Annotated in this window: 18 protein-coding genes, 2 tRNA genes and 1 other RNA gene; 7 read left to right on the top strand and 14 right to left on the bottom strand. The window is 53.3% G+C overall.

The window, feature by feature from the left end:
• Positions 1-17: 17 nt before the first annotated feature.
• The 6 genes from oppF to OGY07_RS06025 all read right to left on the bottom strand — a co-directional run bounded on the left by oppF (position 18) and on the right by OGY07_RS06025 (position 7036).
• A complete protein-coding gene (oppF, locus tag OGY07_RS06050; protein WP_042283516.1) occupies positions 18-1022 on the bottom strand; it encodes a murein tripeptide/oligopeptide ABC transporter ATP-binding protein OppF in 1005 nt (334 codons plus the stop codon).
• Positions 1019-2032 (bottom strand): ABC transporter ATP-binding protein, encoded by a 1014-nt coding sequence (locus tag OGY07_RS06045; protein ID WP_286599303.1) that lies wholly within the window; start codon positions 2030-2032, stop codon positions 1019-1021. The genes oppF and OGY07_RS06045 overlap by 4 nt, the downstream gene beginning before the upstream one ends.
• A gap of 11 nt (positions 2033-2043) precedes the next feature.
• Positions 2044-2952, bottom strand: a complete 909-nt coding sequence (oppC, locus tag OGY07_RS06040; RefSeq protein ID WP_060571308.1) for an oligopeptide ABC transporter permease OppC — start codon at positions 2950-2952, stop codon at positions 2044-2046.
• A 14-nt stretch (positions 2953-2966) separates the two neighbouring features.
• The gene (gene oppB, locus OGY07_RS06035) at positions 2967-3887 is read right to left on the bottom strand and encodes an oligopeptide ABC transporter permease OppB (RefSeq protein ID WP_286599301.1); all 921 of its coding nucleotides are present in this window, start codon (positions 3885-3887) and stop codon (positions 2967-2969) included.
• Positions 3888-4006: 119 nt separating this feature from the next.
• Positions 4007-5635: an oligopeptide ABC transporter substrate-binding protein OppA gene (oppA, locus tag OGY07_RS06030; protein ID WP_286599299.1), complete on the bottom strand. Its 1629-nt coding sequence runs from the start codon at positions 5633-5635 to the stop codon at positions 4007-4009.
• A gap of 753 nt (positions 5636-6388) precedes the next feature.
• Positions 6389-7036 carry a YchE family NAAT transporter gene (locus OGY07_RS06025; RefSeq protein ID WP_042283539.1) on the bottom strand — a complete coding sequence of 216 codons (648 nt, stop codon included), beginning with the start codon at positions 7034-7036 and terminating at the stop codon, positions 6389-6391.
• Between the two features lie 476 nt (positions 7037-7512).
• On the opposite strand from OGY07_RS06025, the gene adhE reads away from it, so the two are divergent.
• Positions 7513-10188 carry a bifunctional acetaldehyde-CoA/alcohol dehydrogenase gene (gene adhE / locus OGY07_RS06020; protein WP_211935676.1) on the top strand — a complete coding sequence of 892 codons (2676 nt, stop codon included), beginning with the start codon at positions 7513-7515 and terminating at the stop codon, positions 10186-10188.
• A 128-nt stretch (positions 10189-10316) separates the two neighbouring features.
• Here adhE and tdk read toward each other — a convergent pair whose 3' ends face one another.
• Positions 10317-10934 carry a thymidine kinase gene (gene tdk / locus OGY07_RS06015; RefSeq protein WP_042283545.1) on the bottom strand — a complete coding sequence of 206 codons (618 nt, stop codon included), beginning with the start codon at positions 10932-10934 and terminating at the stop codon, positions 10317-10319.
• Positions 10935-11533: 599 nt separating this feature from the next.
• On the opposite strand from tdk, the gene hns reads away from it, so the two are divergent.
• Positions 11534-11947, top strand: coding sequence for a histone-like nucleoid-structuring protein H-NS (gene hns, locus OGY07_RS06010; protein ID WP_012906011.1), 414 nt, complete (start codon positions 11534-11536; stop codon positions 11945-11947).
• Between the two features lie 136 nt (positions 11948-12083).
• On the opposite strand, the gene galU is transcribed toward hns, so the two are convergent.
• From galU to rssA, 3 genes are all read right to left on the bottom strand, one after another.
• On the bottom strand, positions 12084-12992 hold the full coding sequence (galU, locus tag OGY07_RS06005; protein WP_042283556.1) for a UTP--glucose-1-phosphate uridylyltransferase GalU: 909 nt from the start codon (positions 12990-12992) through the stop codon (positions 12084-12086).
• A 201-nt stretch (positions 12993-13193) separates the two neighbouring features.
• Entirely contained in the window at positions 13194-14207 is a 1014-nt protein-coding gene (rssB, locus tag OGY07_RS06000) for a two-component system response regulator RssB (protein ID WP_042283560.1), read from the bottom strand.
• Positions 14208-14299: 92 nt separating this feature from the next.
• Positions 14300-15208, bottom strand: coding sequence for a patatin-like phospholipase RssA (gene rssA / locus OGY07_RS05995; protein ID WP_042283565.1), 909 nt, complete (start codon positions 15206-15208; stop codon positions 14300-14302).
• A gap of 111 nt (positions 15209-15319) precedes the next feature.
• Here rssA and OGY07_RS05990 point away from each other — a divergent pair, with 111 nt between their 5' ends.
• The 5 genes from OGY07_RS05990 (at position 15320) to OGY07_RS05970 (ending at position 17204) form a co-directional block, all read left to right on the top strand.
• Positions 15320-15778, top strand: coding sequence for a YchJ family protein (locus tag OGY07_RS05990; protein WP_060571310.1), 459 nt, complete (start codon positions 15320-15322; stop codon positions 15776-15778).
• A gap of 51 nt (positions 15779-15829) precedes the next feature.
• A complete protein-coding gene (purU, locus tag OGY07_RS05985; RefSeq protein WP_042283572.1) occupies positions 15830-16672 on the top strand; it encodes a formyltetrahydrofolate deformylase in 843 nt (280 codons plus the stop codon).
• Positions 16673-16829: 157 nt separating this feature from the next.
• Positions 16830-16914, top strand: a tRNA-Tyr gene (locus OGY07_RS05980).
• 35 nt (positions 16915-16949) lie between these two features.
• Positions 16950-17034 (top strand) — tRNA-Tyr (locus OGY07_RS05975).
• Positions 17035-17079: 45 nt separating this feature from the next.
• A non-coding RNA gene (locus OGY07_RS05970) (RtT sRNA) lies at positions 17080-17204 on the top strand.
• Positions 17205-17253: 49 nt separating this feature from the next.
• Here the strand turns inward: OGY07_RS05970 and narI are convergent.
• The 4 genes from narI to OGY07_RS05950 are packed head-to-tail and all read right to left on the bottom strand — an operon-like array spanning position 17254 to position 23913.
• Positions 17254-17931 (bottom strand): respiratory nitrate reductase subunit gamma, encoded by a 678-nt coding sequence (gene narI / locus OGY07_RS05965; protein WP_042283575.1) that lies wholly within the window; start codon positions 17929-17931, stop codon positions 17254-17256.
• A complete protein-coding gene (gene narJ, locus OGY07_RS05960) occupies positions 17931-18641 on the bottom strand; it encodes a nitrate reductase molybdenum cofactor assembly chaperone (protein ID WP_042283577.1) in 711 nt (236 codons plus the stop codon). Before narJ ends, narI begins: the two co-directional genes overlap by 1 nt.
• Positions 18638-20173: a nitrate reductase subunit beta gene (narH, locus tag OGY07_RS05955; RefSeq protein WP_269535779.1), complete on the bottom strand. Its 1536-nt coding sequence runs from the start codon at positions 20171-20173 to the stop codon at positions 18638-18640. The genes narJ and narH overlap by 4 nt, the downstream gene beginning before the upstream one ends.
• A complete protein-coding gene (locus OGY07_RS05950) occupies positions 20170-23913 on the bottom strand; it encodes a nitrate reductase subunit alpha (RefSeq protein ID WP_042283581.1) in 3744 nt (1247 codons plus the stop codon). The genes narH and OGY07_RS05950 overlap by 4 nt, the downstream gene beginning before the upstream one ends.
• Positions 23914-23997 lie beyond the last annotated feature (84 nt).

Raw genomic sequence — 23997 nt, 5'->3', positions numbered from 1 at the left:
GATATCAGCCCTGGCAATTATAACGGGTCTACTTTCAGGCAGGAAACAGCATGTCGGAAACTGCCTTCCAGCACCGGGCGTGTTTTTGCGCACTCCGGCCCGGCGATCGGGCAACGGGTGCGAAATACACAGCCGGAAGGCGGGTTAATTGGCGAAGGCAATTCCCCTTCCAGCAGTTGGATGGTCTTGTTTTTTTCCCGATCGGGATCGGGGATCGGCACGGCAGACATCAACGCTTTAGTATAGGGGTGCAGCGGGTTGTGATACACCTCATCGTAGGTCCCCAGCTCTACCGCATGCCCCAGATACATCACCAGTACGCGGTCGGAGATATGCTTCACCACCGCCAGGTCATGGGCGATAAATATCAGCGACAACCCCATTTCACGCTGCAATTGTTGCAGCAGATTTACCACCTGCGCCTGGATGGAGACGTCGAGTGCCGAAACCGGCTCGTCGCAGATAATGAGCTTTGGCTCCAGGATCAGCGCACGCGCAATACCGATACGCTGGCACTGACCGCCGGAAAACTCGTGCGGGTAACGGTTGATGAGATTTGGCAGCAACCCCACTTTCATCATCATCGCCTTGACCCGTTCGCGTACGTCCTGCCGCGGTAGCGCCGGATGATAGGTGCGCAGCGGTTCAGCGATAATTTCTCCGATGGTCATGCGTGGGTTCAGCGACGCCAGTGGATCCTGAAAAATCATCTGGATATCGCTGCGCACGTTGCGCCATTCTTCCGCTTTCATACCCAGCAGATCTTTTCCCAGCCAGGCCACTTTGCCATCGGTCGCTTTCACGAGACCAATAATCGCCCTTGCGAAGGTCGATTTTCCACAGCCCGACTCCCCCACGACGCCCAGCGTTTCGCCTTCGTACAGCCGCAGCGTCACGCCATCCACCGCCTTCAGCGTTTTTGACGGCTGCCAGAACCACTGCTTGCCGTCTTTAATCGCGAAATGAACCTTCAGATCGGCAATTTCGAGGAGGACTTTACGTTTTTCATCTACAGCATTCATACCAGTTCCTCCACCGGTTTAAAGCAGGCGCGCAGGCGACCCGGGCTGAACTCGTCGAGCGGCGGCGCGCTGCTGCATATCTCCATCGCGTAGGGACAGCGCGGCTGAAACGGGCAGCCTTTCGGCAAACGCAACAGGTTTGGCGGGTTGCCGGGAATCGTTAACATCTCTTCGCCTTCGCCATCCAGACGCGGCACCGCGTTAAGCAAGCCGATGGAATAGGGGTGAACGGGACGGTAAAAGACGTCGCGCGCTGCGCCGTACTCCATAGTGCGCCCCGCATACATCACCAGCACTTTGTCGCAAATACCCGCCACAACGCCAAGATCGTGGGTAATCATAATGATTGCCGTATTGAATTCCCGCTTCAGATCATTGAGCAGGGTCATGATTTGCGCCTGCACGGTCACGTCCAGCGCGGTGGTCGGTTCATCGGCGATCAGCAGTTTTGGTCGACACAGCAACGCCATCGCGATCATGACGCGCTGACGCATGCCGCCGGAAAACTCATGGGGAAACATTCTCATGCGCTTGCGGGCTTCCGGCATTTTGACGGCATCCAGCATTCGCACCGACTCTTCAAATGCCTCAGCTTTGCGCATTCCTTTATGCAGCATCAGCACTTCCATTAGCTGCTCCCCAACGCGCATATAAGGGTTCAGCGAGGTCATTGGGTCCTGGAAGATCATCGAAATTTGCTCGGCGCGCAGTTTGTTCAATTCCCGTTCGGGTAGATTAAGGATCTCACTGCCATTGAACTTTGCCGATCCGCCAATCCGGCCATTGGGGGCCAGCAGCCCCATCAGCGCAAACGCGGTCTGCGATTTGCCTGAGCCGGACTCGCCGACAATTCCTAAGGTTTCCCCGGCACGCAGGGTAAAGTTCAGATCGTTTACGGCAGTGACGTCACCGTCCGGCGTACTGAAGGTCACGCGGAGATCCTGTACGTCCAGCAGTGCGTTAGCCCGTTGCTCCGCGAGCGGCGCGGTTGCTGTTTCAATTACGCTCATGGCTGCGCTCCTTAACGGTCTTTCGGGTCGAGGGCATCACGCAAGCCATCGCCAATAAAGTTAAAACAAAACAACGTCACCACCAGGAATCCTGCCGGAAACAGCAGCAACCACGGCGAAACTTCCATTGAGTTCGCGCCGTCGCTTAATAACGCGCCCCAACTGCTCAGCGGCTCCTGGGTTCCCAATCCCAGGAAACTAAGGAAAGATTCAAACAGGATCATGCTTGGCACCAGCAACGACGCGTAGACCACCACCACCCCAAGCACGTTGGGCACAATGTGGCGGATAACGATATTCGTCGTGGAAACGCCGCCCACCTGAGCGGCCTCGATAAACTCTTTACGCTTCAGGCTCAGCGTCTGACCGCGCACGATACGCGCCATGTCCAGCCAGGAGACCATGCCGATAGCCACAAAAATCAGCAGGATATTTTGTCCAAAGAAGGTGACCAGCAGGATCACGAAGAACATAAACGGGAAGGAGTTGAGGATTTCCAGCAGGCGCATCATCACCGAATCCACTTTGCCGCCGAGATAGCCGGAAAGCGAGCCGTATAGCGTCCCCACAATCACCGCCACCAGCGCAGCGGCGATCCCCACCATCAGAGAAATACGTCCGCCAATCGCCACGCGCACTAGCAGGTCGCGACCGGACGAGTCGGTGCCGAAATAGTGTCCGGACTCAACGTCCGGCGCGCTCGACATCATTCCCCAGTCGGTATCAAAATAGGTGAACGATGACAGCATTGGCGCCAGCGTGACGAACAAGGCAATAATGACCAGAACAACCAGACTGGCAACCGCCGCACGGTTATGCATAAAGCGTCGGCGGGCATCCTGCCACAGGCTGCGCCCTTCGACCTCCAGCTTTTCACTGAAATTCTCCAGCGCCTCGCTGTTTTTCTTACTTAACATCATCGCGAGCTCCAGTCTCAGTAACGGATTTTCGGGTCGATCACGGCATACAGCACATCGACAATCGCATTGAATACGATGGTTAACGTCCCTACCAGAATCGTCAGGCTTAGCACCAGCGAATAGTCACGGTTCAGCGCGCCATTCACAAAAAGCTGGCCGATGCCGGGCAGGCCATAGATAGTTTCAATGACCATTGAGCCGGTGATGATGCCGACAAAGGCCGGTCCCATGTATGAAAGCACCGGTAACAGCGCCGGTTTCAGCGCATGGCGAAAAATGATGCGTCGCATCGGCAGCCCTTTCGCCCGTGCGGTGCGAATGAAGTTGGAGTGCAGAACTTCAATCATCGAACCGCGGGTAATACGGGCGATGCTGGCGATATAGGCCAGCGATAAGGCGACCATTGGCAGGATCATAAATTTCAGCGCCCCGCCATTCCAGCCGCCGCCCGGCAGCCAGTGCAGCGTGAAGGCAAATATCATCACCAGAAGCGGCGCGACCACAAAGCTCGGGATGACGACGCCGGTCATTGCCACCCCCATCACCATGTAATCCCAGCGCGTATTTTGCTTAAGCGCCGCGATAACGCCCGCGCTAACGCCGAGGATCACCGCTAACAGGAAAGCCGCCGCGCCCAGTTTCGCCGAAACCGGGAAACTCGACGCCACCAGATCGTTAACGGTGTAATCTTTGTATTTAAATGAAGGACCAAAATCCCCATGCGCCAGTTGTTTCAGATAGCTGAAATATTGGGTCATGATGGGATCGTTGAGATGATATTTCGCTTCGATATTCGCCAGCACTTCTGCCGGCAATGCGCGCTCGCCGGTGAAAGGACTCCCCGGCGCCAGACGCATCATAAAGAACGAAATGGTAATAAGAATAAATAGCGTCGGAATCGCTTCCAGACAGCGGCGTAAGATAAATTTCAACATTGCCCGTACCTTCTGGCGTGTGCCTTTATACCTCGCCATGCTGAACGTGTGCAGCGAGGTAGTAATAGTCGACGATAAAAGACACAGTGGGGCACGCTATTCTGCCCCACCCTTTGCCATTAATGCTTGATAATATACAAGTCTTTAACGTGAATATTATCCATCGGGTCTTTACCGGTGTAACCCCCTACCCACGGTTTAACCAGGCGAGCGTTGACATAATAGAACACCGGCACTATTGCAGAGTCTTTATCCAACTGCTGCTCGGCTTGAGCATAGAGTTCAGAACGCTGCGCGTCATCTTGTGCATTCAGCGTATCGGCAATGATCTTGTCAAACGCCGGGCTCTTATAATGCGTGGTGTTGTTCGAACTGTCAGACAGCACCATATTCAGGAAAGAGGTCGGCTCGTTGTAATCCGCACACCAGGCGGCGCGGGAAACGTCATAATTCCCCTGATGACGCGTATCCAGGAAGGTTTTCCACTCCTGGTTTTCCAGTTTCACGTTGACGCCTAAATTTTTCTTCCAGATAGATGCGGCGGCAATGGCCAGTTTCTTATGGAGATCGGAGGTGTTGTACAGCAAGTTAAAGGTCAGCGGTTTATCGGCGGTATAACCGGCTTCAGCCAGCAGTTTTTTCGCTTCTTCGTTACGCTTTTCCTGCGTCCAGCCAAACCATTCCGGCTCCACCAGTTTTGCCCCGTCGGTATACGGCGGCGTAAAGCTGTAGGCTGGCAAGTCGCCCTGGTTTTTCACTTTGTTGACGATGATATCGCGATCCAGCGCCAGCTTGAGCGCGGTACGCACGCGCACATCCGTAAACGGGGCTTTCTGGTTATTGATTTCGTAATAGTAGGTGCACAAATACGGGTCAACGTGTACTTCGTTCGGGATCTCTTTCTTCAGCTTCTGAAACAGTTCAATCGGCATGTTGTTGTAGGTCATGTCGATTTCACCGCTACGGTAGCGGTTAACATCAGTGACTTCTGAGGAGATCGGCAGGTAGGTGACCTGATTAATAACGGTTTTGGCGTTATCCCAGTATTGGGGGTTACGCTCAAGGACGATACGCTCGTTAACCACCCAGTCCTTCAGTTTGTAAGCGCCGTTACTGACTATATTCGCTGGCTGCGTCCACTTATCACCGAATTTTTCAACCACCGCCTTCGGTACCGGAGAAACAGACGAATGCACCAGCAGCTTATAGAAATAAGGCACCGGCTCGCTCAGCGTCACTTCAAAAGTATGATCGTCGAGGGCTTTAACGCCCAGATCGGTCACCGGTTTTTTACCGGCGACGATATCGTCAATATTCACGATATGTCCGTACTGCAGATAACTGGCATAAGGCGAAGCGGTGTTGGGATCGGCCAGACGCTGCCAGCTATAAACGAAATCCTGAGCGGTCACTGGGGAGCCGTCGGACCATTTTGCATCTTTACGTAGATGGAACGTCCAGACTTTAAAGTCTTTATTGTCCCACTTTTCCGCCACGCCGGGAGAGGGTTTGCCCTCTACGTCGCTTATTATCAGCCCTTCGAACAGGTCGCGGCTGATGTTGGATTCCGGTACCCCTTCGATTTTATGCGGATCGAGAGACTGAACTTCCGAGCCATTATTGCGCACCAGCGTTTGCTTTTCCGCCAGCTGCACGCCTGGGGGAACGACCGCAGCCATTGCCGCATTTCCGGCGAGGAGCGCAGAGAGAACCCCTGCGGCCACTAAACTTTTTTTCGTGTTGGTCATTGTGTTTGTACTCCCTCATTATAATTACTGGTTTTATTACCAGCCTGTTAATCCCGCTAAGGATCCCTGATCAGCCCCGGAGACTTTCTGCTGTCAGGTGCTTTACTGCCTGCTATCACCGACTTTATTATTTATTCTGGCGATTCGAACGACCGCCTTACGTCGATTCTTTTTGCGCGCTTACCCTGTCAGAAACGCGCGCCGTATTCGGGCAAAAAGCGTGTTGATATTAATTCTCATCAACGCACATTCTGCTGAGAAATAGAGTGTCGGAAAGTAACAAATGCGTTTCTCGTCCGCCAATACAATTTACAGATTTGTTAAGCAATTCTCTTTTGTAGAAAAAAAACCGCCCCAACAGAACGCATCAAAACCGCGAATTAACGCATAACTCACTGTTAAATAACATGTAATCTATAATTAACTGATTTTGACATCCTGCGCTTTCACCCATGAACTCAAATGCACAAAAAATTAACAATTGTTTATTATTTAGCACATTCATCTGAGAGGTCATTGAAATAACTAATAACATTTCAATAATCCTTCATCAAGTCCCGGATTGTGATGTGAAAAAATTTACACCTTGTGCACCAGCCTTTTGTAGAGAATCTCTGCTAAATCAATGCAATAAATAAATGGTATCTATACCGCAGACGAACGACTGCAGTACAAGCGCAACGGAAAGTGAAAATAATGACGGGAGAAAAACGGAGCCATTAATGCTCCGCCTATTCTTTCATTTGAAAGGTATTAACTTAACAGACCGGGGAATATCGCCTTAATACCGGTAACGATAAATTCGATGCCCAACGCCATGAGCAGCAGACCCATAATACGCGTAATCACGTTAATTCCGGTTTGCCCGAGGACGCGCACCAGCCACGGCGCCATGCGAAACAATCCCCAGCAGCAAAGCGCGAAGAGCGCAATGGCAATAAAGAAGCCAAACAAATACATCAGGCTATGGTAGCGGGTTCCCCAGACGATAGTGGAACTGATTGCCCCCGGCCCCGCCATCAAGGGCAGCGCCAGCGGCACTACGCCCACGCTTTCCCGAATCGCCGTTTCTGATTTTTCCTGTTTGTTCTGTTTGTCTTCCCCCAGCTTACCGCTGATCATCGACATGGCGATGGTCACGACCAGAATGCCGCCAGCAATACGGAATGAGTCGATAGAAATGCCAAAGACCTGGAGAATGCCATCGCCAAGGAACAAAGAGGTCCACAAAATGATGGCAACGGACAGGTTCGCCGTCAGGTTGGTCTTATTACGTGCCGCCGCCGTCTGGTAGCTGGTCATGCTGATAAAGACGGGGATAATCCCGACTGGGTTCACTAACGCAAATAACCCTATGAAAAATTTAAAATAAACAGGAAAATCAAACAGCGTTTGAGTCACGGTTAGCTCCGCAGCGTTAGCCGTATAAAGTTAATCAAAGAGTAAAGGGTAAAAACCGTGCTGAAGATACGCCTTTTCACAGCACTTTTCACCTGCTTCACGCAAAATTGCTCCCTTTCCTGAGTGTTATTAATATGTATTAATTATGCTAACTTAAAGACCATTCACCTATACAATTAATCAACACTTAACGTTTAGCGCTAAAATGCCCTGCTGAAAGGTGTCAGCTTTGCGAAATTTTGATCTGGATCACGTAATCGCTACTCAGAAGTGAGTAACCTTGCTTACGCCACCTGGAAGTAACGCGTTAGAGTTAGATGACGCTGACGTATAAGCTCTTTTAGTAAATCAGAGCGAACTGGACGTTAAGTAACCATTTGATTTTTCGGTTGTTATACAAACTTATGCCCTCTGTCTATACTCACGTATCGCGCAGATGATTTACTAAAAAAGTTTAACATTATCAGGAGAGCATTATGGCTGTTACTAATGTCGCTGAACTTAACGCACTCGTCGAGCGCGTCAAAAAAGCCCAGCGTGAATATGCCAGTTTCACTCAAGAACAGGTCGACAAAATCTTCCGCGCCGCCGCTCTGGCAGCCGCAGATGCCCGTATCCCCCTCGCCAAAATGGCCGTAGCCGAATCCGGCATGGGTATCGTTGAAGATAAAGTGATCAAAAACCACTTTGCTTCCGAATACATCTACAATGCCTATAAAGATGAAAAGACCTGTGGTGTGCTGTCTGAAGACGACACTTTCGGGACGATTACCATCGCTGAACCGATCGGTATCATCTGCGGTATCGTACCGACCACTAACCCAACCTCCACAGCTATCTTCAAATCGCTGATCAGCCTGAAGACCCGTAACGCCATCATCTTCTCTCCGCACCCGCGTGCCAAAGACGCCACCAACAAAGCGGCGGATATCGTTCTGCAGGCGGCCATCGCTGCCGGTGCGCCAAAAGATCTGATCGGCTGGATCGACCAGCCTTCGGTTGAGCTGTCCAACGCCCTGATGCACCACCCGGACATCAACCTAATCCTCGCGACCGGCGGTCCGGGTATGGTGAAAGCGGCCTACAGCTCCGGTAAACCGGCCATCGGCGTGGGCGCGGGTAACACGCCTGTTGTTATCGACGAAACCGCCGACATCAAACGTGCCGTTGCGTCCGTGCTGATGTCCAAAACCTTTGATAACGGCGTTATCTGTGCGTCTGAGCAGTCTGTCGTTGTTGTTGATTCTGTTTATGATGCGGTTCGCGAACGCTTCGCCAGCCACGGCGGCTACATGCTGCAGGGCAAAGAGCTGAAAGCCGTTCAGGACGTTATCCTGAAAAATGGCGCGCTGAACGCCGCTATCGTGGGTCAGCCAGCATATAAAATCGCTGAACTGGCAGGCTTCTCCGTACCGGCAACCACCAAAATCCTGATTGGCGAAGTCAAAGTGGTTGACGAAAGCGAGCCGTTCGCACACGAAAAACTGTCCCCGACCCTGGCAATGTACCGCGCGAAAGATTTCGAAGATGCGGTGGACAAAGCCGAGAAGCTGGTGGCAATGGGCGGTATCGGTCATACCTCCTGCCTGTACACCGACCAGGACAACCAGCCGGAACGCGTCGCTTACTTCGGTCAGATGATGAAAACCGCCCGTATCCTGATCAACACCCCGGCTTCCCAGGGCGGTATCGGCGATCTGTACAACTTTAAACTCGCACCGTCCCTGACGCTGGGTTGTGGTTCATGGGGTGGTAACTCCATCTCTGAAAACGTTGGTCCAAAACACCTGATCAACAAGAAAACCGTTGCTAAGCGAGCTGAAAACATGTTGTGGCACAAACTTCCGAAATCTATCTACTTCCGCCGTGGCTCCCTGCCGATCGCGCTGGATGAAGTGATTACCGATGGCCACAAACGTGCGCTCATCGTGACCGACCGCTTCCTGTTCAACAACGGCTATGCAGACCAGATCACCTCTGTGCTGAAAGCGGCTGGCGTTGAAACCGAAGTGTTCTTTGAAGTGGAAGCTGACCCAACCCTGAGCGTTGTACGTAAAGGCGCTGAACTGGCCAACTCTTTCAAACCAGACGTGATCATCGCGCTGGGCGGCGGCTCCCCGATGGATGCGGCGAAAATCATGTGGGTAATGTACGAACATCCGGAAACTCACTTCGAAGAACTGGCGCTGCGCTTTATGGATATCCGTAAACGTATCTATAAGTTCCCGAAAATGGGTGTGAAAGCGAAAATGATCGCTGTCACCACCACGTCCGGTACCGGTTCAGAAGTGACGCCGTTTGCGGTGGTAACCGACGACGCGACCGGTCAGAAATATCCGCTGGCAGACTACGCGCTGACGCCGGATATGGCGATTGTCGACGCTAACCTGGTGATGGATATGCCGAAGTCACTGTGTGCGTTCGGTGGTCTGGATGCGGTGACTCACGCCCTGGAAGCCTACGTTTCCGTGCTGGCGTCTGAGTTCTCTGACGGTCAGGCGCTGCAGGCGCTGAAACTGCTGAAAGAAAACCTGCCGGCGTCTTACAACGAAGGTTCGAAAAACCCGGTTGCCCGTGAACGCGTACACAGCGCCGCGACCATTGCCGGTATCGCATTTGCTAACGCCTTCCTCGGCGTGTGCCACTCCATGGCGCACAAACTGGGCTCCCAGTTCCACATTCCACACGGTCTGGCGAACGCCCTGTTGATCAGCAACGTTATCCGTTATAACGCCAACGACAACCCGACCAAGCAGACGGCATTCAGCCAGTACGACCGTCCGCAGGCGCGTCGTCGTTATGCTGAAATCGCTGACCATCTGGGTCTGAGCGCACCGGGCGACCGTACAGCGGCGAAGATCGAGAAACTGTTGGCCTGGCTGGAAAGCCTGAAAGCTGAACTGGGTATTCCGAAGTCTATCCGCGAAGCCGGCGTTCAGGAAGCAGACTTCCTGGCTCACGTTGACAAGCTGTCTGAAGATGCCTTCGACGACCAGTGCACCGGCGCTAACCCGCGCTACCCGCTGATCTCCGAGCTGAAACAGATTCTGCTGGATACCTACTACGGTCGTGAGTTCAGCGAAGGCGTAACCGCAAAAGCTGAAGCCGTTGTGGCTCCAAAAGCTGACAAAAAAGCGAAGAAATCCGCCTAATTGCAGTTCTGCGAAAGCATACTAAAAGCGGCCTCTGATGAGGCCGCTTTTTTATGGCTGATCCACGACTGCACACGCATGCTCACAAGAATGCCGTCAGGGCTCCTCAGTCGCCCTCTGCGGGCAGCTTAACGGTGGCAGTGACGTTCCTGTATCGCCGTCAGAGAGCCTTCTTCCAGCGCCTCTTTATAATGCTTACGGCAAACGGAGACATAGCGCTCATTGCCGCCAATCACCACCTGCTCCCCTTCATTATACGGTCTGCCCGCCTGGTCAAGGCGTAATACCCTGCTCGCCTTACGACCACAGAAGCAGATCGTTTTTAATTCAACCAGCTTATCTGACCATGCAAGCAGATACTGACTGCCCGTAAACAGTTCACCGCGAAAATCGGTGCGCAAGCCGTAACACAGCACCGGAATGTCGAGTTGGTCAACAACTTCCGATAATTCATAAACCTGCTGGCGAGTTAAAAACTGACATTCATCAACCAGCACACAGTGTATCGGCTCGCGCGTATTATCAGCGGCAATCTCTGCATACAAAGATGATTGTTGATTAAACAATTTGGCAGGAGATGACAACCCTATACGCGAACTGACTTTTCCTGCGCCAAAACGGTCGTCTATTTCCGCGGTATATACGACGGTGCGCATCCCACGTTCCTGATAATTGTAGGAAGATTGCAGTAAGGCAGTCGACTTACCTGCATTCATTGCTGAATAGTAGAAATATAGCTGCGCCATCGGCCACAGACCCTCACCAGAGTGAATAAAGACGGGGCCGAGTGTACCATAATTTCCCGTTGTTCAGCGTCGGATAGCGCGTTAACGGGATGCGGAATGCGCGCTTCCGCCTTCCGCGCGTTCACGTTGCGACGGCGACCGTAAGGAAAATACGAATTAACAATTGAACAAACATCAGGCGACAAATCCCATTGTTGCGATATTGCAGACGCGATATACATCAATAGCGCTTATCAACGCCAGCTAAATGGAAACCCTGTACTTATTGTTACTGTTCTACATAACTCTTGCAAAGTAATAGCGTATAGCCCCGTGGGAAACTAATACAAAAGGTTGAAATCACTGAATTGCGTAACTATTTCGCCACATAAAATGTGAGCTGAATCCGTCCGCCGTCGGGTAAAAAAAGGAGTAACCGCTCTGCCAATAAGCTCTTTTTTGTGCGTTCCTTCAAGAAAATTTTAAGTTCGGATATTAATTGGGGGCAAAAAATAAAGCGCAATTTTGAATTCCTTACATTCCTGGCTATTGCACATCTGAATTTAACGCTCTATTATTAGCTCAACAAACCACCCCAATATAAGTTTGAGATTACTAAAATGAGCGAAGCACTTAAAATTCTGAACAACATCCGTACTCTTCGTGCGCAGGCAAGAGAATGCACCCTGGAAACGCTGGAAGAAATGCTGGAAAAATTAGAAGTTGTTGTTAACGAGCGTCGTGAAGAAGAAAGCGCGGCAGCGGCTGAAGTTGAAGAACGCACTCGTAAACTGCAGCAATACCGCGAAATGCTGATTGCTGATGGCATTGACCCGAATGAACTGCTGAATAGCATGGCTGCGGTTAAATCCGGCACTAAAGCTAAACGTGCAGCACGTCCGGCTAAATATAGCTACGTAGACGAAAACGGCGAAACCAAAACCTGGACCGGCCAGGGCCGTACTCCGGCAGTGATCAAAAAAGCAATGGAAGAGCAAGGTAAACAGCTGGAAGACTTCCTGATCAAGGAATAATCGGTATTTACTTGCCTGAAATCCCGCGTCTCGCGGGATTTTTTTTGCCTGTAATTTCCCAAAATCCCCAGACGCGGCGCATAAAAAACGGCGCTGGAGTGCCGCGCCGCTTAATCACGTTAATTATAACGTCCGGTTACCGCTTAATACCCACTTCGTCTTCAAGCCAGGCCTTAAATTCGCTACCCAGAGAATTATGGCGGATACCATATTCCACAAACGCCTGCATGTAGCCTAATTTATTGCCACAGTCATGGCTCTTGCCTTTCATATGGTAAGCTTCAACGGTTTCTTTTTCGATCAGCATGTCGATTGCATCGGTCAGCTGAATCTCGTCACCGGCTCCCGGAGGCGTTTTCGCCAGCAGTGGCCAGATATCTGCGCTCAGGACATAACGGCCCACAATCGCCAGATTAGACGGCGCGACGTCCGCTTTCGGCTTCTCTACCACGCCAACCATCGGAACGCTCTCGCCCGGGGTTAATTCAACGCCTTTGCAGTCTACGACACCATAAGCGGTTACGTCATCGACCGGCTCCACCATAATCTGGCTATTACCGGTTTCGTCAAAACGGCGAATCATTTCGGCCAGGTTATCCTGAGAGAGATCGGATTCGTACTCATCCAGAATAACGTCCGGCAGAATAACCGCGACAGGCTCGTTACCCACGACGGGATGCGCGCACAATACGGCATGACCTAACCCTTTTGCCAGCCCCTGACGTACCTGCATAATCGTTACGTGCGGTGGGCAAATAGACTGTACCTCTTCGAGCAGCTGACGCTTAACACGTTTTTCCAGCATCGCTTCCAGTTCAAAACTGGTATCAAAATGGTTTTCGATCGAATTTTTCGAAGAGTGAGTCACCAGCACAATTTCAGTGATGCCCGCAGCAATACATTCGTTAACGACATACTGAATTAATGGCTTATCAACCAGCGGCAACATCTCTTTCGGGATCGCTTTTGTCGCCGGTAACATCCTGGTTCCTAATCCCGCTACCGGGATAACGGCTTTTTTGACTTTCGAGTTAATGGCAGCCATTTAAATTCTCCTGGACTGTTCATGTATTGAACGTGTTCATCAATCTGTACCGCATCGAGTATATCAGCACTGACAGAAGCCTCAGGTCCGAAAAGGATGCGCATGCGTATAATTAAGACAAATACGTATAAAACTGGCGCCGATAGTAACACCGGCAGAGAAAGGCAGGGTAAAGCAATTTGCTTGCGCCTGCCCGATTGTTCATTCCGCAGACAACATAAGACGCAACCTGCCGCCTGCTCCCCAAATTTGACATTGCCACGACTCGCAGCGCTGGCTAATTTGGTTGAGATAAGTATTTCCTAACGTCCCAAGCGGAACGCCATTACTGATTTGTACATTATGTGAGCCGGTATTTAATGTTGCATTCAACCCGGCAGAAACCAGTATCAGATTTTTAATCCCGCTATGGTAATACCCCACCAGCAGCGGAAATTGACCGGGTAAATTGGCCTGGCGGAGCAGATGGTTGACCTGTTTTAGCACTGCGCCCAATTCAGGCAGGCGTTGATTCTGATGCCCGAGCTGCTCCTGCAACAGACCATTAAATAAGGCCCGCAGGAGTAATGCCGCCAGTACGCCATTATCCCCTGCGCGTGTTACGTCCAGACAATAAAAAGCCAAATCGTTGTCCGACAGCGGCGCGATATCCAGAACCAGCCCCGGTTTATCCGCTGAGACTAACTGCCGGTAATTCACGCGGCAGCGAGAAATAACCTGCTGCACCGGCGGCTGCAGCTCCTGCAGTAATTTTCTGGCGGCAGTCGGATCGCCAACCATCGCATCCCAGTCGCGGAACAGCCTTTCTTCTTCTTCCACCCGCGAATTGAACATATTGGGATAAAGACAGGCGAAGACGGTTTCGCGAAGACGATTGAGATCCTTTACCGGCTTTAGCAATACGTCATCGACCCCCAACCGTAGCGCCTTAGCAATATCGGCCATATTTTCCGTCGCGGAGATAACCAGTATCGGCGTCTGGTCCCCACGGTTACGTAATTGCTCGACAAGTTTGAGTCCGTTCATTCTCGGCATCGCAAGATCGCATATCATGAGATCGGGCGTGAATTCATCAAAACGCTCCAGTGCCTCAACCCCATCACTCGCCAGTGCCGTTGTCGCTCCCAATGAGGAAAACCACGAATCCAGAAGCGAGCGAAATACCGGCTCATCCTCAACGATAAGAATCTGTTTCCCGACCAATGGCTGCGTCATGTTCTCTCCCCTGACTGGCTTTGATCAATAGTGGCATGGTATTGCCACACCTGCCTGTCAGAATTTGCTTAAGTGTAGATAAAAAAGATGCGTCAAACTTCAGCACGCACCAGAGGTAATAGTTCGTCCATCTTTTTTTCCACCGCAAGCCGCCCTGCTTCAATGGCGGCATGGGCACGATGAAAATCCAGTGTGGATATTTGTGGACAGAACGGTTGTATTAATATGTCAGGCGGATCGCCCGCCATGCGGTTACGCTTAAGACGATTTTCCAGAATCTGGATAGACGTCGTCATGATTTCCATCGCGGTTGGCGCGGACACTACACGTCGTGCCGTCATACTGCCCAAACGTTCTTTTAAGCGCGCACGCCAGGACAGGCCTTCAACGTCAGTCTCAGCGCCGTCGCCGTTGACATTGGGTGAGAGGAGATCTTGTTGCATCAGATGCGCATCGTGCTGCAGATCAACGGCAATCACGATATCGGCGCCCATGGCGCGGGTCAGTGAAACAGGAACGGGATTTACCACACCGCCGTCCACCAGCCAGTATCCCTTATGTGCGACAGGAGACATCAGACCAGGAATACTGCAGGAGGCCCGTACCGCAAGATGCAGATCGCCTTCGGTAAACCACAGTTCGCGACCGGTACTGAGGTTAGTGGCGACCGTGGCGAAACGCCGCGAGCACTGTTCGATAGTCTCCACCGGCATGATATTACGATAGTGATTGAACACGCGCTCGCCGCGCAGCAGTCCTCCCCGTCGCCACGAGAGATCCATCAGGCGAAGGACATCCCAGTAGCTGAACGAGCAAACCCACTTTTCCAGCGCAGGTAATTTATCACTGGCATACGCCGCGCCGACTAACGAACCGATGGAACAGCCGGCGACGATGTCAATATCAATGCCCATGTGCCTGAGCGCTTTGATGACACCAATATGTGACCAGCCCCGCGCCGCACCAGACCCCAGCGCCAGACCTATTTTCATCTTTCTCATGTGACCTACAAACTTCCCCTGGCTTTCGAGCGTAGCAACATCTCCATCGCTCAGTTAACATAGCGCCACCTGGACTTTTTATCCGCTGTTTTTTTATCAGGGAGACTATTCGTGTCACAGCTTTGTCCCTGCGGTAGCGCTGTCGAGTATAGCCTATGTTGCCACCAATATGTGTCTGGCGAGCAAGTTGCGCCCGATCCGTCACATCTCATGCGTTCTCGCTACTGCGCTTTTGTGATGAAAGACGCAGATTATTTAATCAAAACCTGGCATCCGGACTGCAATGCCGCGGCGTTCCGCGATGAGATAAGCGCCGGGTTCGCCAGTACCGAATGGCTCGGCTTAACCGTGTTTGAACAGAGCGGCGCCGAAAGCGATGAACTCGGCTACGTCAGCTTTGTCGCCCGTTTTCGTGAAAACGGCAAAGCGGGCGTCATCCTTGAACGTTCTCGTTTTTTAAAAGAAAACGGTCGGTGGTACTATATAGACGGCACACGCCCACAAATTGGACGAAATGACGCCTGCCCCTGCGGATCAGGTAAAAAATTCAAAAAATGCTGCGGTCAGTAACGCCCGACAGCATTCCTTATGCAAACATTCTCAACAGGATTACCGCTGCAAATGCATTCATTACAACGCAAAGTGCTTCGTACTATTTGCCCGGATCAAAAGGGCCTTATCGCGCGTATTACTAATATTTGCTACAAGCACGAACTGAACATTGTGCAGAACAATGAGTTCGTAGACCACCGCACCGGACGTTTTTTTATGCGTACCGAACTGGAAGGAATTTTTAACGACGCCACGCTGTTGGCCGATCTCGACAGCGCATTGCCTGAAGGCTCCATTCGCGAGTTGAATCCGGCAGGACGTCGTCGTGTGGTGATTCTGGTCACGAAAGAAGCGCATTGTCTTGGCGATCTGCTAATGAAAGCCAATTATGGCGGACTGGATGTTGAAATTGCCGCTGTGATAGGCAACCACGAGACCCTGCGTTCTTTAGTGGAGCGTTTTGAGATTCCTTTCGAGCTGGTCAGCCATGAGGGTCTGACTCGTGAAGAGCATGATAAGCAGATGGCGGACGCCATTGACGCGCACCAGCCGGACTACGTCGTGCTGGCAAAATATATGCGGGTACTGACGCCAGCGTTCGTCGCGCGTTTCCCGAACAAGATCATCAATATTCATCACTCGTTCCTGCCTGCCTTTATCGGCGCGCGTCCGTACCATCAGGCCTACGAGCGCGGCGTAAAAATCATTGGCGCGACAGCGCACTATGTCAACGACAATCTGGATGAAGGCCCTATTATCATGCAGGACGTAATCCACGTGGATCATACCTATACCGCGGAGGATATGATGCGCGCGGGTCGTGACGTAGAGAAGAACGTGCTGAGCCGCGCGTTATATCAGGTGCTGGCCCAGCGCGTCTTTGTGTACGGTAACCGAACGATCATTCTTTAATCGGCAGCGAAATGAATTGGTTACCTTTGCGTCTTTACGGGCAAAAATCAGGCAACCAGTTCATTTTTGTCACCGGAATGCTTTACAGTGGCGCGTCATTTGATATGATGCGCCCCGCTTCCCAAAAGGAAGCAGGCCAGTAAACGCTTTACCCCGTGGTGGGGTTCCCGAGCGGCCAAAGGGAGCAGACTGTAAATCTGCCGTCATCGACTTCGAAGGTTCGAATCCTTCCCCCACCACCATTTCCGAGCTGTACCTCAAACGATGAATTACCCCTGGTGGGGTTCCCGAGCGGCCAAAGGGAGCAGACTGTAAATCTGCCGTCACAGACTTCGAAGGTTCGAATCCTTCCCCCACCACCATCACTTCCAAATATCCCAATACTACCCTAAAGCACAATGCCTTATGTTCTTCCATTGCGGGGAAGGATGAGAAGCGTCGACTAAGGTTCGATTCGAGCGTAGCGAGAAAGCGTTGCCGCAGGCAACGACCCGAAGGGCGAGGCGCAGCCGCCATCCTACGCTTTCACTGAAAACAAAAAACCCCGCCGAAGCAGGGTTTATCATCAGACAGCCATCGAATCAGCGACGTGCACGCACAATCTGGTATTTGCGCGTCAGGTACTCTACCGGCGCGCTCCAGATATGCACGAGACGGGAGAACGGGAACAGCAGGAATAGCGTCATCCCGAGTACCAGGTGCAGACGGAAAATAAACGCCACGCCGTCAAGATGCGCCGAGGCGCCACCGTGGAAAGTCACGACAGACTGCGCCCAGCCGACCAGCTTCATCATCTCGCTACCGTCCATATGCTGAGCGGAGAACGGTATCGTCAGCAGCCCCAGCGCGCACTGAATCACCAGCAGCGACAGGATCAGAATATCTGCGCCAGTGGTCGTTGCCCGTACGCGTGGACTGAACAGACGGCGTTTCAGCAGCAGTACGCCGCCGACCAGGGTCATCAGGCCCGCCGCCCCGCCACCGATCATCGCCATCTTTTGCTTTACGTCGACAGGCAGGAAGGATTCATACATCCAGTGAGGCGTTAACATACCGAGAAAGTGACCGGCAAAGATCCCCAAAATGCCGAAATGGAACAGGTTAGACGCCAGGTTCATCCCCTTGCGATCCAGCATCTGGCTGGATGCGGCACGCCAGGTGTACTGACCATAGTCATAGCGTAGCCAACTGCCAATCAGAAAGACCGACCCGGCGATGTACGGGTAGATATCAAAGAAGAACATATTCAGGAAGTGCATTATTGCTGTCCTCCGGTGGTGATATTCAGGTATTGCGGCGCGACGGCGCCAGCAAAACGACGTTGGTGAGCAGCGATTTCCGACTCGCCGCAGCCCTGATCGGCAAAGAATTTCACCTGCTCTTCTTCCCAGACCGCATCAAGCGCCTGCGGCGTATCGTCGCGCACTTCATCCGCAATTTTTTCGGCGACTTTGTCGCTGTCGATGGTGGTCTTCGCCAGCTTAAGCAGCAGGTCGAACAGCACCGCATAGCGGCTTTCACGCTGTTGCAAGCGCGCGCTCAGCAACGCCAGAATCGGCGCGATATCCTGCAAACCGCCCAGCGCCTCGTTTTTCGGCAACTGCGCCAGGTATTCGAGATACAGCGGCAGATGATCCGGCAATTCGCGGCTGTCGAGTTGCAACCCGTGCTGCTCATACTGCGCCATCAGGTCAACCATCGCCTGACCACGATCGCGTGACTCGCCGTGCACATGTTCAAACAGCAGCAGCGACGTAGCGCGCCCGCGGTCAAACAGTTCGCTGTACCTGGCCTGCACATCCAGCATGTCCTGTGCGGTTAAATCACGCAGGAAAACGCTGAGCTGATGCGCATCCTCTTTATCGAGGTTTTCCGATGACGCGAGTGCTTCGTAAAGCTCCTGCTGATGCTGCCACAGGGCAGCATCAGGGTACTCGAGCAGACGCGAAACAATGACGAGTTCAATCATTGGTGCGACTCCGTTTTGCTGGTCACATCGATGGCATCAATGCGGCGACTGTTGAACAGGTTGAACTTGCTGTCAGAACCGTGGCAGCCGTCGCCGAAGGTAAAGCCACAGCCGCTTTTCTCCGGGAACGCATCACGCGCCAGTTCACGGTGGCTGCTCGGCACCACAAAACGATCTTCGTAGTTAGCGATCGCCAGATAACGATACATCTCCTGAGCCTGCGCTTCACTTAAGCCCACTTCTTCCAGCGCGCGAGTATCCGCTTTGCCGTCTACGGTTTCCGCACGTTTGTAATGACGCATCGCCAACATACGTTTCAGCGCCAGCAGCACCGGCTGGGTATCCCCTGCCGTCAGCAGATTCGCCAGGTACTGAACCGGAATACGCAGACTCTCCACGTCCGGCAGAATACCGTTGCTGCCCAGTTCGCCCGCATCCGCGGCAGACTGAATCGGCGACAGCGGCGGCACATACCAGACCATCGGCAGCGTACGGTATTCCGGATGCAGCGGCAGCGCCAGCTTCCAGTCCATCGCCATTTTGTACACCGGCGACTGCTGCGCCGCGTCAATCACGCTCTGCGGCACGCCGTCTTTCAGCGCCTGTTCGATCACTGCCGGATCGTTCGGATCGAGGAACACATCAAGCTGACGCTGATACAGGTCCTTCTCGTTTTCGGTGCTGGCGGCATTCTCAATCGCATCGGCGTCGTACAACAGCACGCCGAGGTAGCGGATACGACCGACACAGGTTTCAGAGCACACGGTCGGCTGACCGGCTTCGATACGCGGGTAACAGAAGATGCACTTCTCTGACTTGCCGCTCTTCCAGTTGAAGTAGATTTTTTTGTACGGGCAGCCAGTGATGCACATACGCCAGCCGCGGCACTTGTCCTGGTCGATCAGCACGATGCCGTCTTCTTCACGCTTATAAATGGCGCCGCTCGGACAGGTCGCCACACATGCCGGGTTCAGGCAGTGTTCGCACAGACGCGGCAGGTACATCATGAAGGTGTTTTCGAACTGACCGTACATCGCCTTCTGCATGTTTTCGAAGTTCTGGTCTTTGGCGCGTTTTTCAAACTCGCCGCCCAGAATCTCCTCCCAGTTCGGGCCGCTGGTGATCTTGTCCATCCGCTTGCCAGTGATCAGCGAGCGCGGACGGGCGATCGGCTGATGCTTACTTTCCGGCGCGTTGTGCAGATTCTGATAGTCGTAGTCAAACGGCTCGTAGTAATCATCAATGCCCGGCAGATGCGGGTTGGCGAAAATTTTACCGAGCAGCATCGCACGGTTACCCATGCGCGGCTGCAGTTTGCCGTTGATTTTACGGATCCAGCCGCCCTTCCATTTCTCCTGGTTTTCCCAGTCGTTCGGGAAGCCGACGCCCGGTTTGCTTTCCACATTGTTGAACCAGGCGTATTCCATGCCTTCACGACTGGTCCAGACGTTTTTACAGGTCACTGAACAGGTGTGGCAGCCGATGCACTTATCGAGATTCAGCACCATGCCGACTTGTGAACGAATTTTCATTTTACGCTCTCCTGTACCTGGTCATTGCCTTCGCCATCCAACCAGTTAATGTTCTTCATCTTACGTACCACCACAAATTCATCGCGGTTAGAGCCGACGGTGCCGTAGTAGTTAAAACCGTAGGCCAGTTGCGCATAACCCCCGATCATATGGGTTGGTTTCGGCGTAATACGGGTAACCGAGTTGTGGATCCCGCCGCGCTGCTGCGTGATTTCTGAGCCCGGCAGGTTCACGATACGTTCCTGCGCGTGGTACATCATGGTCATCCCCGCAGGCACGCGCTGGCTGACGACTGCGCGCGCGGTCAGCGCACCGTTGCTGTTAAATACTTCGATCCAGTCGTTATCTTCAATCCCCAGATCTTTCGCATCGATTTCGCTCATCCAGACAATCGGACCGCCGCGAGAGAGCGTCAGCATCAGCAGGTTGTCGCTGTAGGTAGAGTGGATACCCCACTTCTGGTGCGGCGTCAGGAAGTTGAGCGCTTTTTCCGGGTTACCGTTGGATTTCTCGCCCATGACCGCTTTCACCGAACGGGTGTCGATTGGCGGACGGTAAACCAGCAGGCTTTCGCCAAAATCACGCATCCACTGGTGATCCTGATACAGCGACTGGCGACCAGACAGGGTTCGCCACGGAATCAGCTCGTGAACGTTGGTGTAACCGGCGTTATAGGACACATGCTCATCTTCCAGGCCAGACCAGGTCGGGCTGGAGATGATCTTACGCGGCTGCGCCTGAATATCGCGGAAGCGAATTTTCTCTTCCTCTTTATTTGTCGCCAGATGCGTATGGTCACGACCGGTAAACTCGCTGAGCGCCGCCCAGGCTTTAACCGCCACCTGACCGTTGGTTTCCGGCGCCAGCGTCAGTATCATCTCTGCCGCATCAATCGCCGTGTTGAGCATCGGCTGGCCTTTCGCCGGCCCCTCTGCCTTGGTGTAATTGAGTTTGCGCAGCAGATCCATTTCGCTTTGGGTATTCCACGCGATACCTTTACCGCCGTTACCGATTTTCTCCATCAGCGGGCCGATAGAGGTGAAACGCTCATAGGTTGCCGGATAGTCGCGCTCCACGGTCATGATGTGCGGCGCGGTGACGCCCGGAATCAGGTCGCATTCGCCTTTTTTCCAGTCCTTCACGTCCAGCGGCTGCGCCAGCTCGGCGGCTGAGTCATGCTGGATTGGCAGCGTGACGACGTCTGTTTCCTGGCCGAGATGGCCGACGCACACCTCAGAGAATTTTTTCGCGATGCCTTTATAGATTTCCCAGTCGCTTTTCGATTCCCAGGCCGGGTCGACGGCGGCGGAAAGCGGATGAATAAACGGATGCATATCCGAGGTATTCATGTCGTCTTTTTCGTACCAGGTCGCGGTCGGCAACACGATGTCGGAGTACAGACAGGTGCTCGACAGACGGAAATCCAGCGTCACCACCAGATCCAGCTTGCCGTCGAGGCCATTGTCCCGCCATTCGACTTCTTCCGGCTTCACGCCGCCCTGCTGTCCCAGATCTTTCCCCTGAATCCCGTTTTCGGTACCGAGCAGATACTTGAGCATGTACTCATGGCCCTTACCGGAAGACCCCAGCAGGTTGGAGCGCCAGATAAACAGGTTACGCGGATGGTTTTTACCGTTTTCCGGCTGTTCGGCCGCAAAGCGAATTGAGCCGTCTTTAAGCGATTTAACGGTGTAATCGACCGGTGTCATGCCTGCTTTTTTAGCTTCTTCTGCGATGGTCAGCGGGTTGGTGCCCAACTGCGGCGCCGACGGCAACCACCCCATACGCTCAGCGCGCACGTTGAAGTCGATCAGATGCCCGCTATAGCGGGATTTGTCCGCCAACGGCGACAGCAATTCCTGCGCGGTGACCGTTTCGTAGCGCCACTGGCTGGAGTGATTGTAGAAATAAGAGGTGCTGTTCATATGGCGCGCAGGACGCTGCCAGTCGAGCGCAAAGGCCAGCGGCTGCCAGCCGGTCTGCGGACGCAGTTTTTCCTGGCCGACATAGTGCGCCCAACCGCCGCCGCTCTGGCCGATACAACCGCAGAACACCAGCATGTTGATCAAACCGCGATAGTTCATATCGAGGTGATACCAGTGGTTCAGCCCGGCGCCAACAATGATCATTGAACGACCGTGGGTTTTATCGGCGTTATCGGCAAATTCACGGGCGATGCGCACGATGTGCGCGCGTGGGACACCGGTGATTTGCTCAGCCCACGCCGGAGTGTACGCTTTAATGTCGTCGTAGCTGGTCGCGCAGTTGGCGTCGTTCAGGCCACGCTCCAGACCATAGTTGGCCATCGTCAGGTCGTACACGGTGGTGACCAGCGCAGAGGTGCCGTCCGCCAGTTGCAGACGTTTGGCCGGCAGTTTGTGCAACAGAACGTTTTCCAGTTCAACTTTGTTGAAATGTTCTGTGCCTTCCCCGCCAAAGTACGGGAAGCCAACTTCGGCGATCTCGTCCTGGCTGCCCAGCAGGCTCAGTTGCAATTCTGTCTCAGCGCCGGTCGTCCCATCGCGCTGCTCGAGGTTCCATTTGCCTTTTTCGCCCCAGCGGAAACCAATTGAGCCGTTCGGCGCCACCATGTCGCCGTTGCTGTTCATGGCGACAGTTTTCCACTGCGGATTGTTTTCCTGGCCCAGCGCATCGACGAGGTCGGCGGCGCGCAGCATACGGCCTGCGGCGTAATAACCGTCGCGCTCTTCCAGCATCACCAGCATCGGCATGTCGGTGTAGCGACGCACATAGTCAGTAAAATACTGGCTCGGGTTGTCGAGATGGAATTCGCGCAGCATAACGTGGCCCATCGCCAGCGCCATCGCCGCATCGGTGCCCTGCTTCGGCGCCAGCCACAGGTCGCACAGCTTGGCGATCTCGGCATAGTCCGGCGTGACCGCAACGGTCTTGGTGCCTTTGTAGCGCACTTCTGTAAAGAAGTGGGCATCCGGAGTACGGGTCTGCGGAACGTTGGATCCCCAGGCAATGATGTAGCTGGAGTTATACCAGTCGGCGGATTCCGGCACGTCGGTCTGCTCGCCCCAGGTCTGCGGAGACGCCGGAGGCAGGTCGCAATACCAGTCGTAGAAGCTCAGGCAGGTGCCGCCTATCAAAGAGAGATAACGCGCGCCAGAGGCATAAGAGACCATCGACATCGCCGGGATCGGCGAGAAGCCCGCAACGCGGTCCGGGCCGTAGGTTTTAACGGTATAGACGTTCGAGGCAGCAATCAGTTCATTCACTTCCTGCCAGGAAGAACGCACGAAGCCGCCGCGACCGCGCGCCTGCTTGAAGCTTTTTGCTTTGTCGGCGTCTTCAATGATGGATGCCCATGCATCAACCGGATCGCTGTGCAGTTTTTTCGCCTCACGCCACATCTTCATCAGACGTTTGCGCATCAGCGGATATTTCAGTCGGTTAGCACTGTAGAGATACCAGGAGTAGCTCGCCCCACGCGGGCAGCCTCGCGGCTCGTGGTTCGGCATGTCGGGACGGGTACGCGGGTAATCGGTTTGCTGGGTTTCCCAGGTCACCAGACCGTTCTTGACGTAGATTTTCCAGCTGCATGAGCCGGTGCAGTTTACCCCGTGTGTCGAACGCACGATTTTATCGTGCTGCCAGCGGCTTCTGTATCCATCTTCCCAGTCCCGGTTAGTTTCGAGAAGCTGGCCGTGCCCATCGGCAAAGGTTTCGCCCTTCTGCTTGAAGTAGCGAAACCGATCCAGGAATTTACTCATCGGTTCTCTCCTGTGGGAGCCTGACGGCTCTCTGATAAATCGACATTGCTTAATTGCTGCTGACGGTAACGCGCTGAAAGGACG

It is taken from the genome of Citrobacter sp. Cs237, from assembly GCF_030332325.1.
Lineage (GTDB): Bacteria > Pseudomonadota > Gammaproteobacteria > Enterobacterales > Enterobacteriaceae > Citrobacter_A > Citrobacter_A sedlakii.
This window is presented reverse-complemented; position numbering and strand designations above follow the sequence as displayed.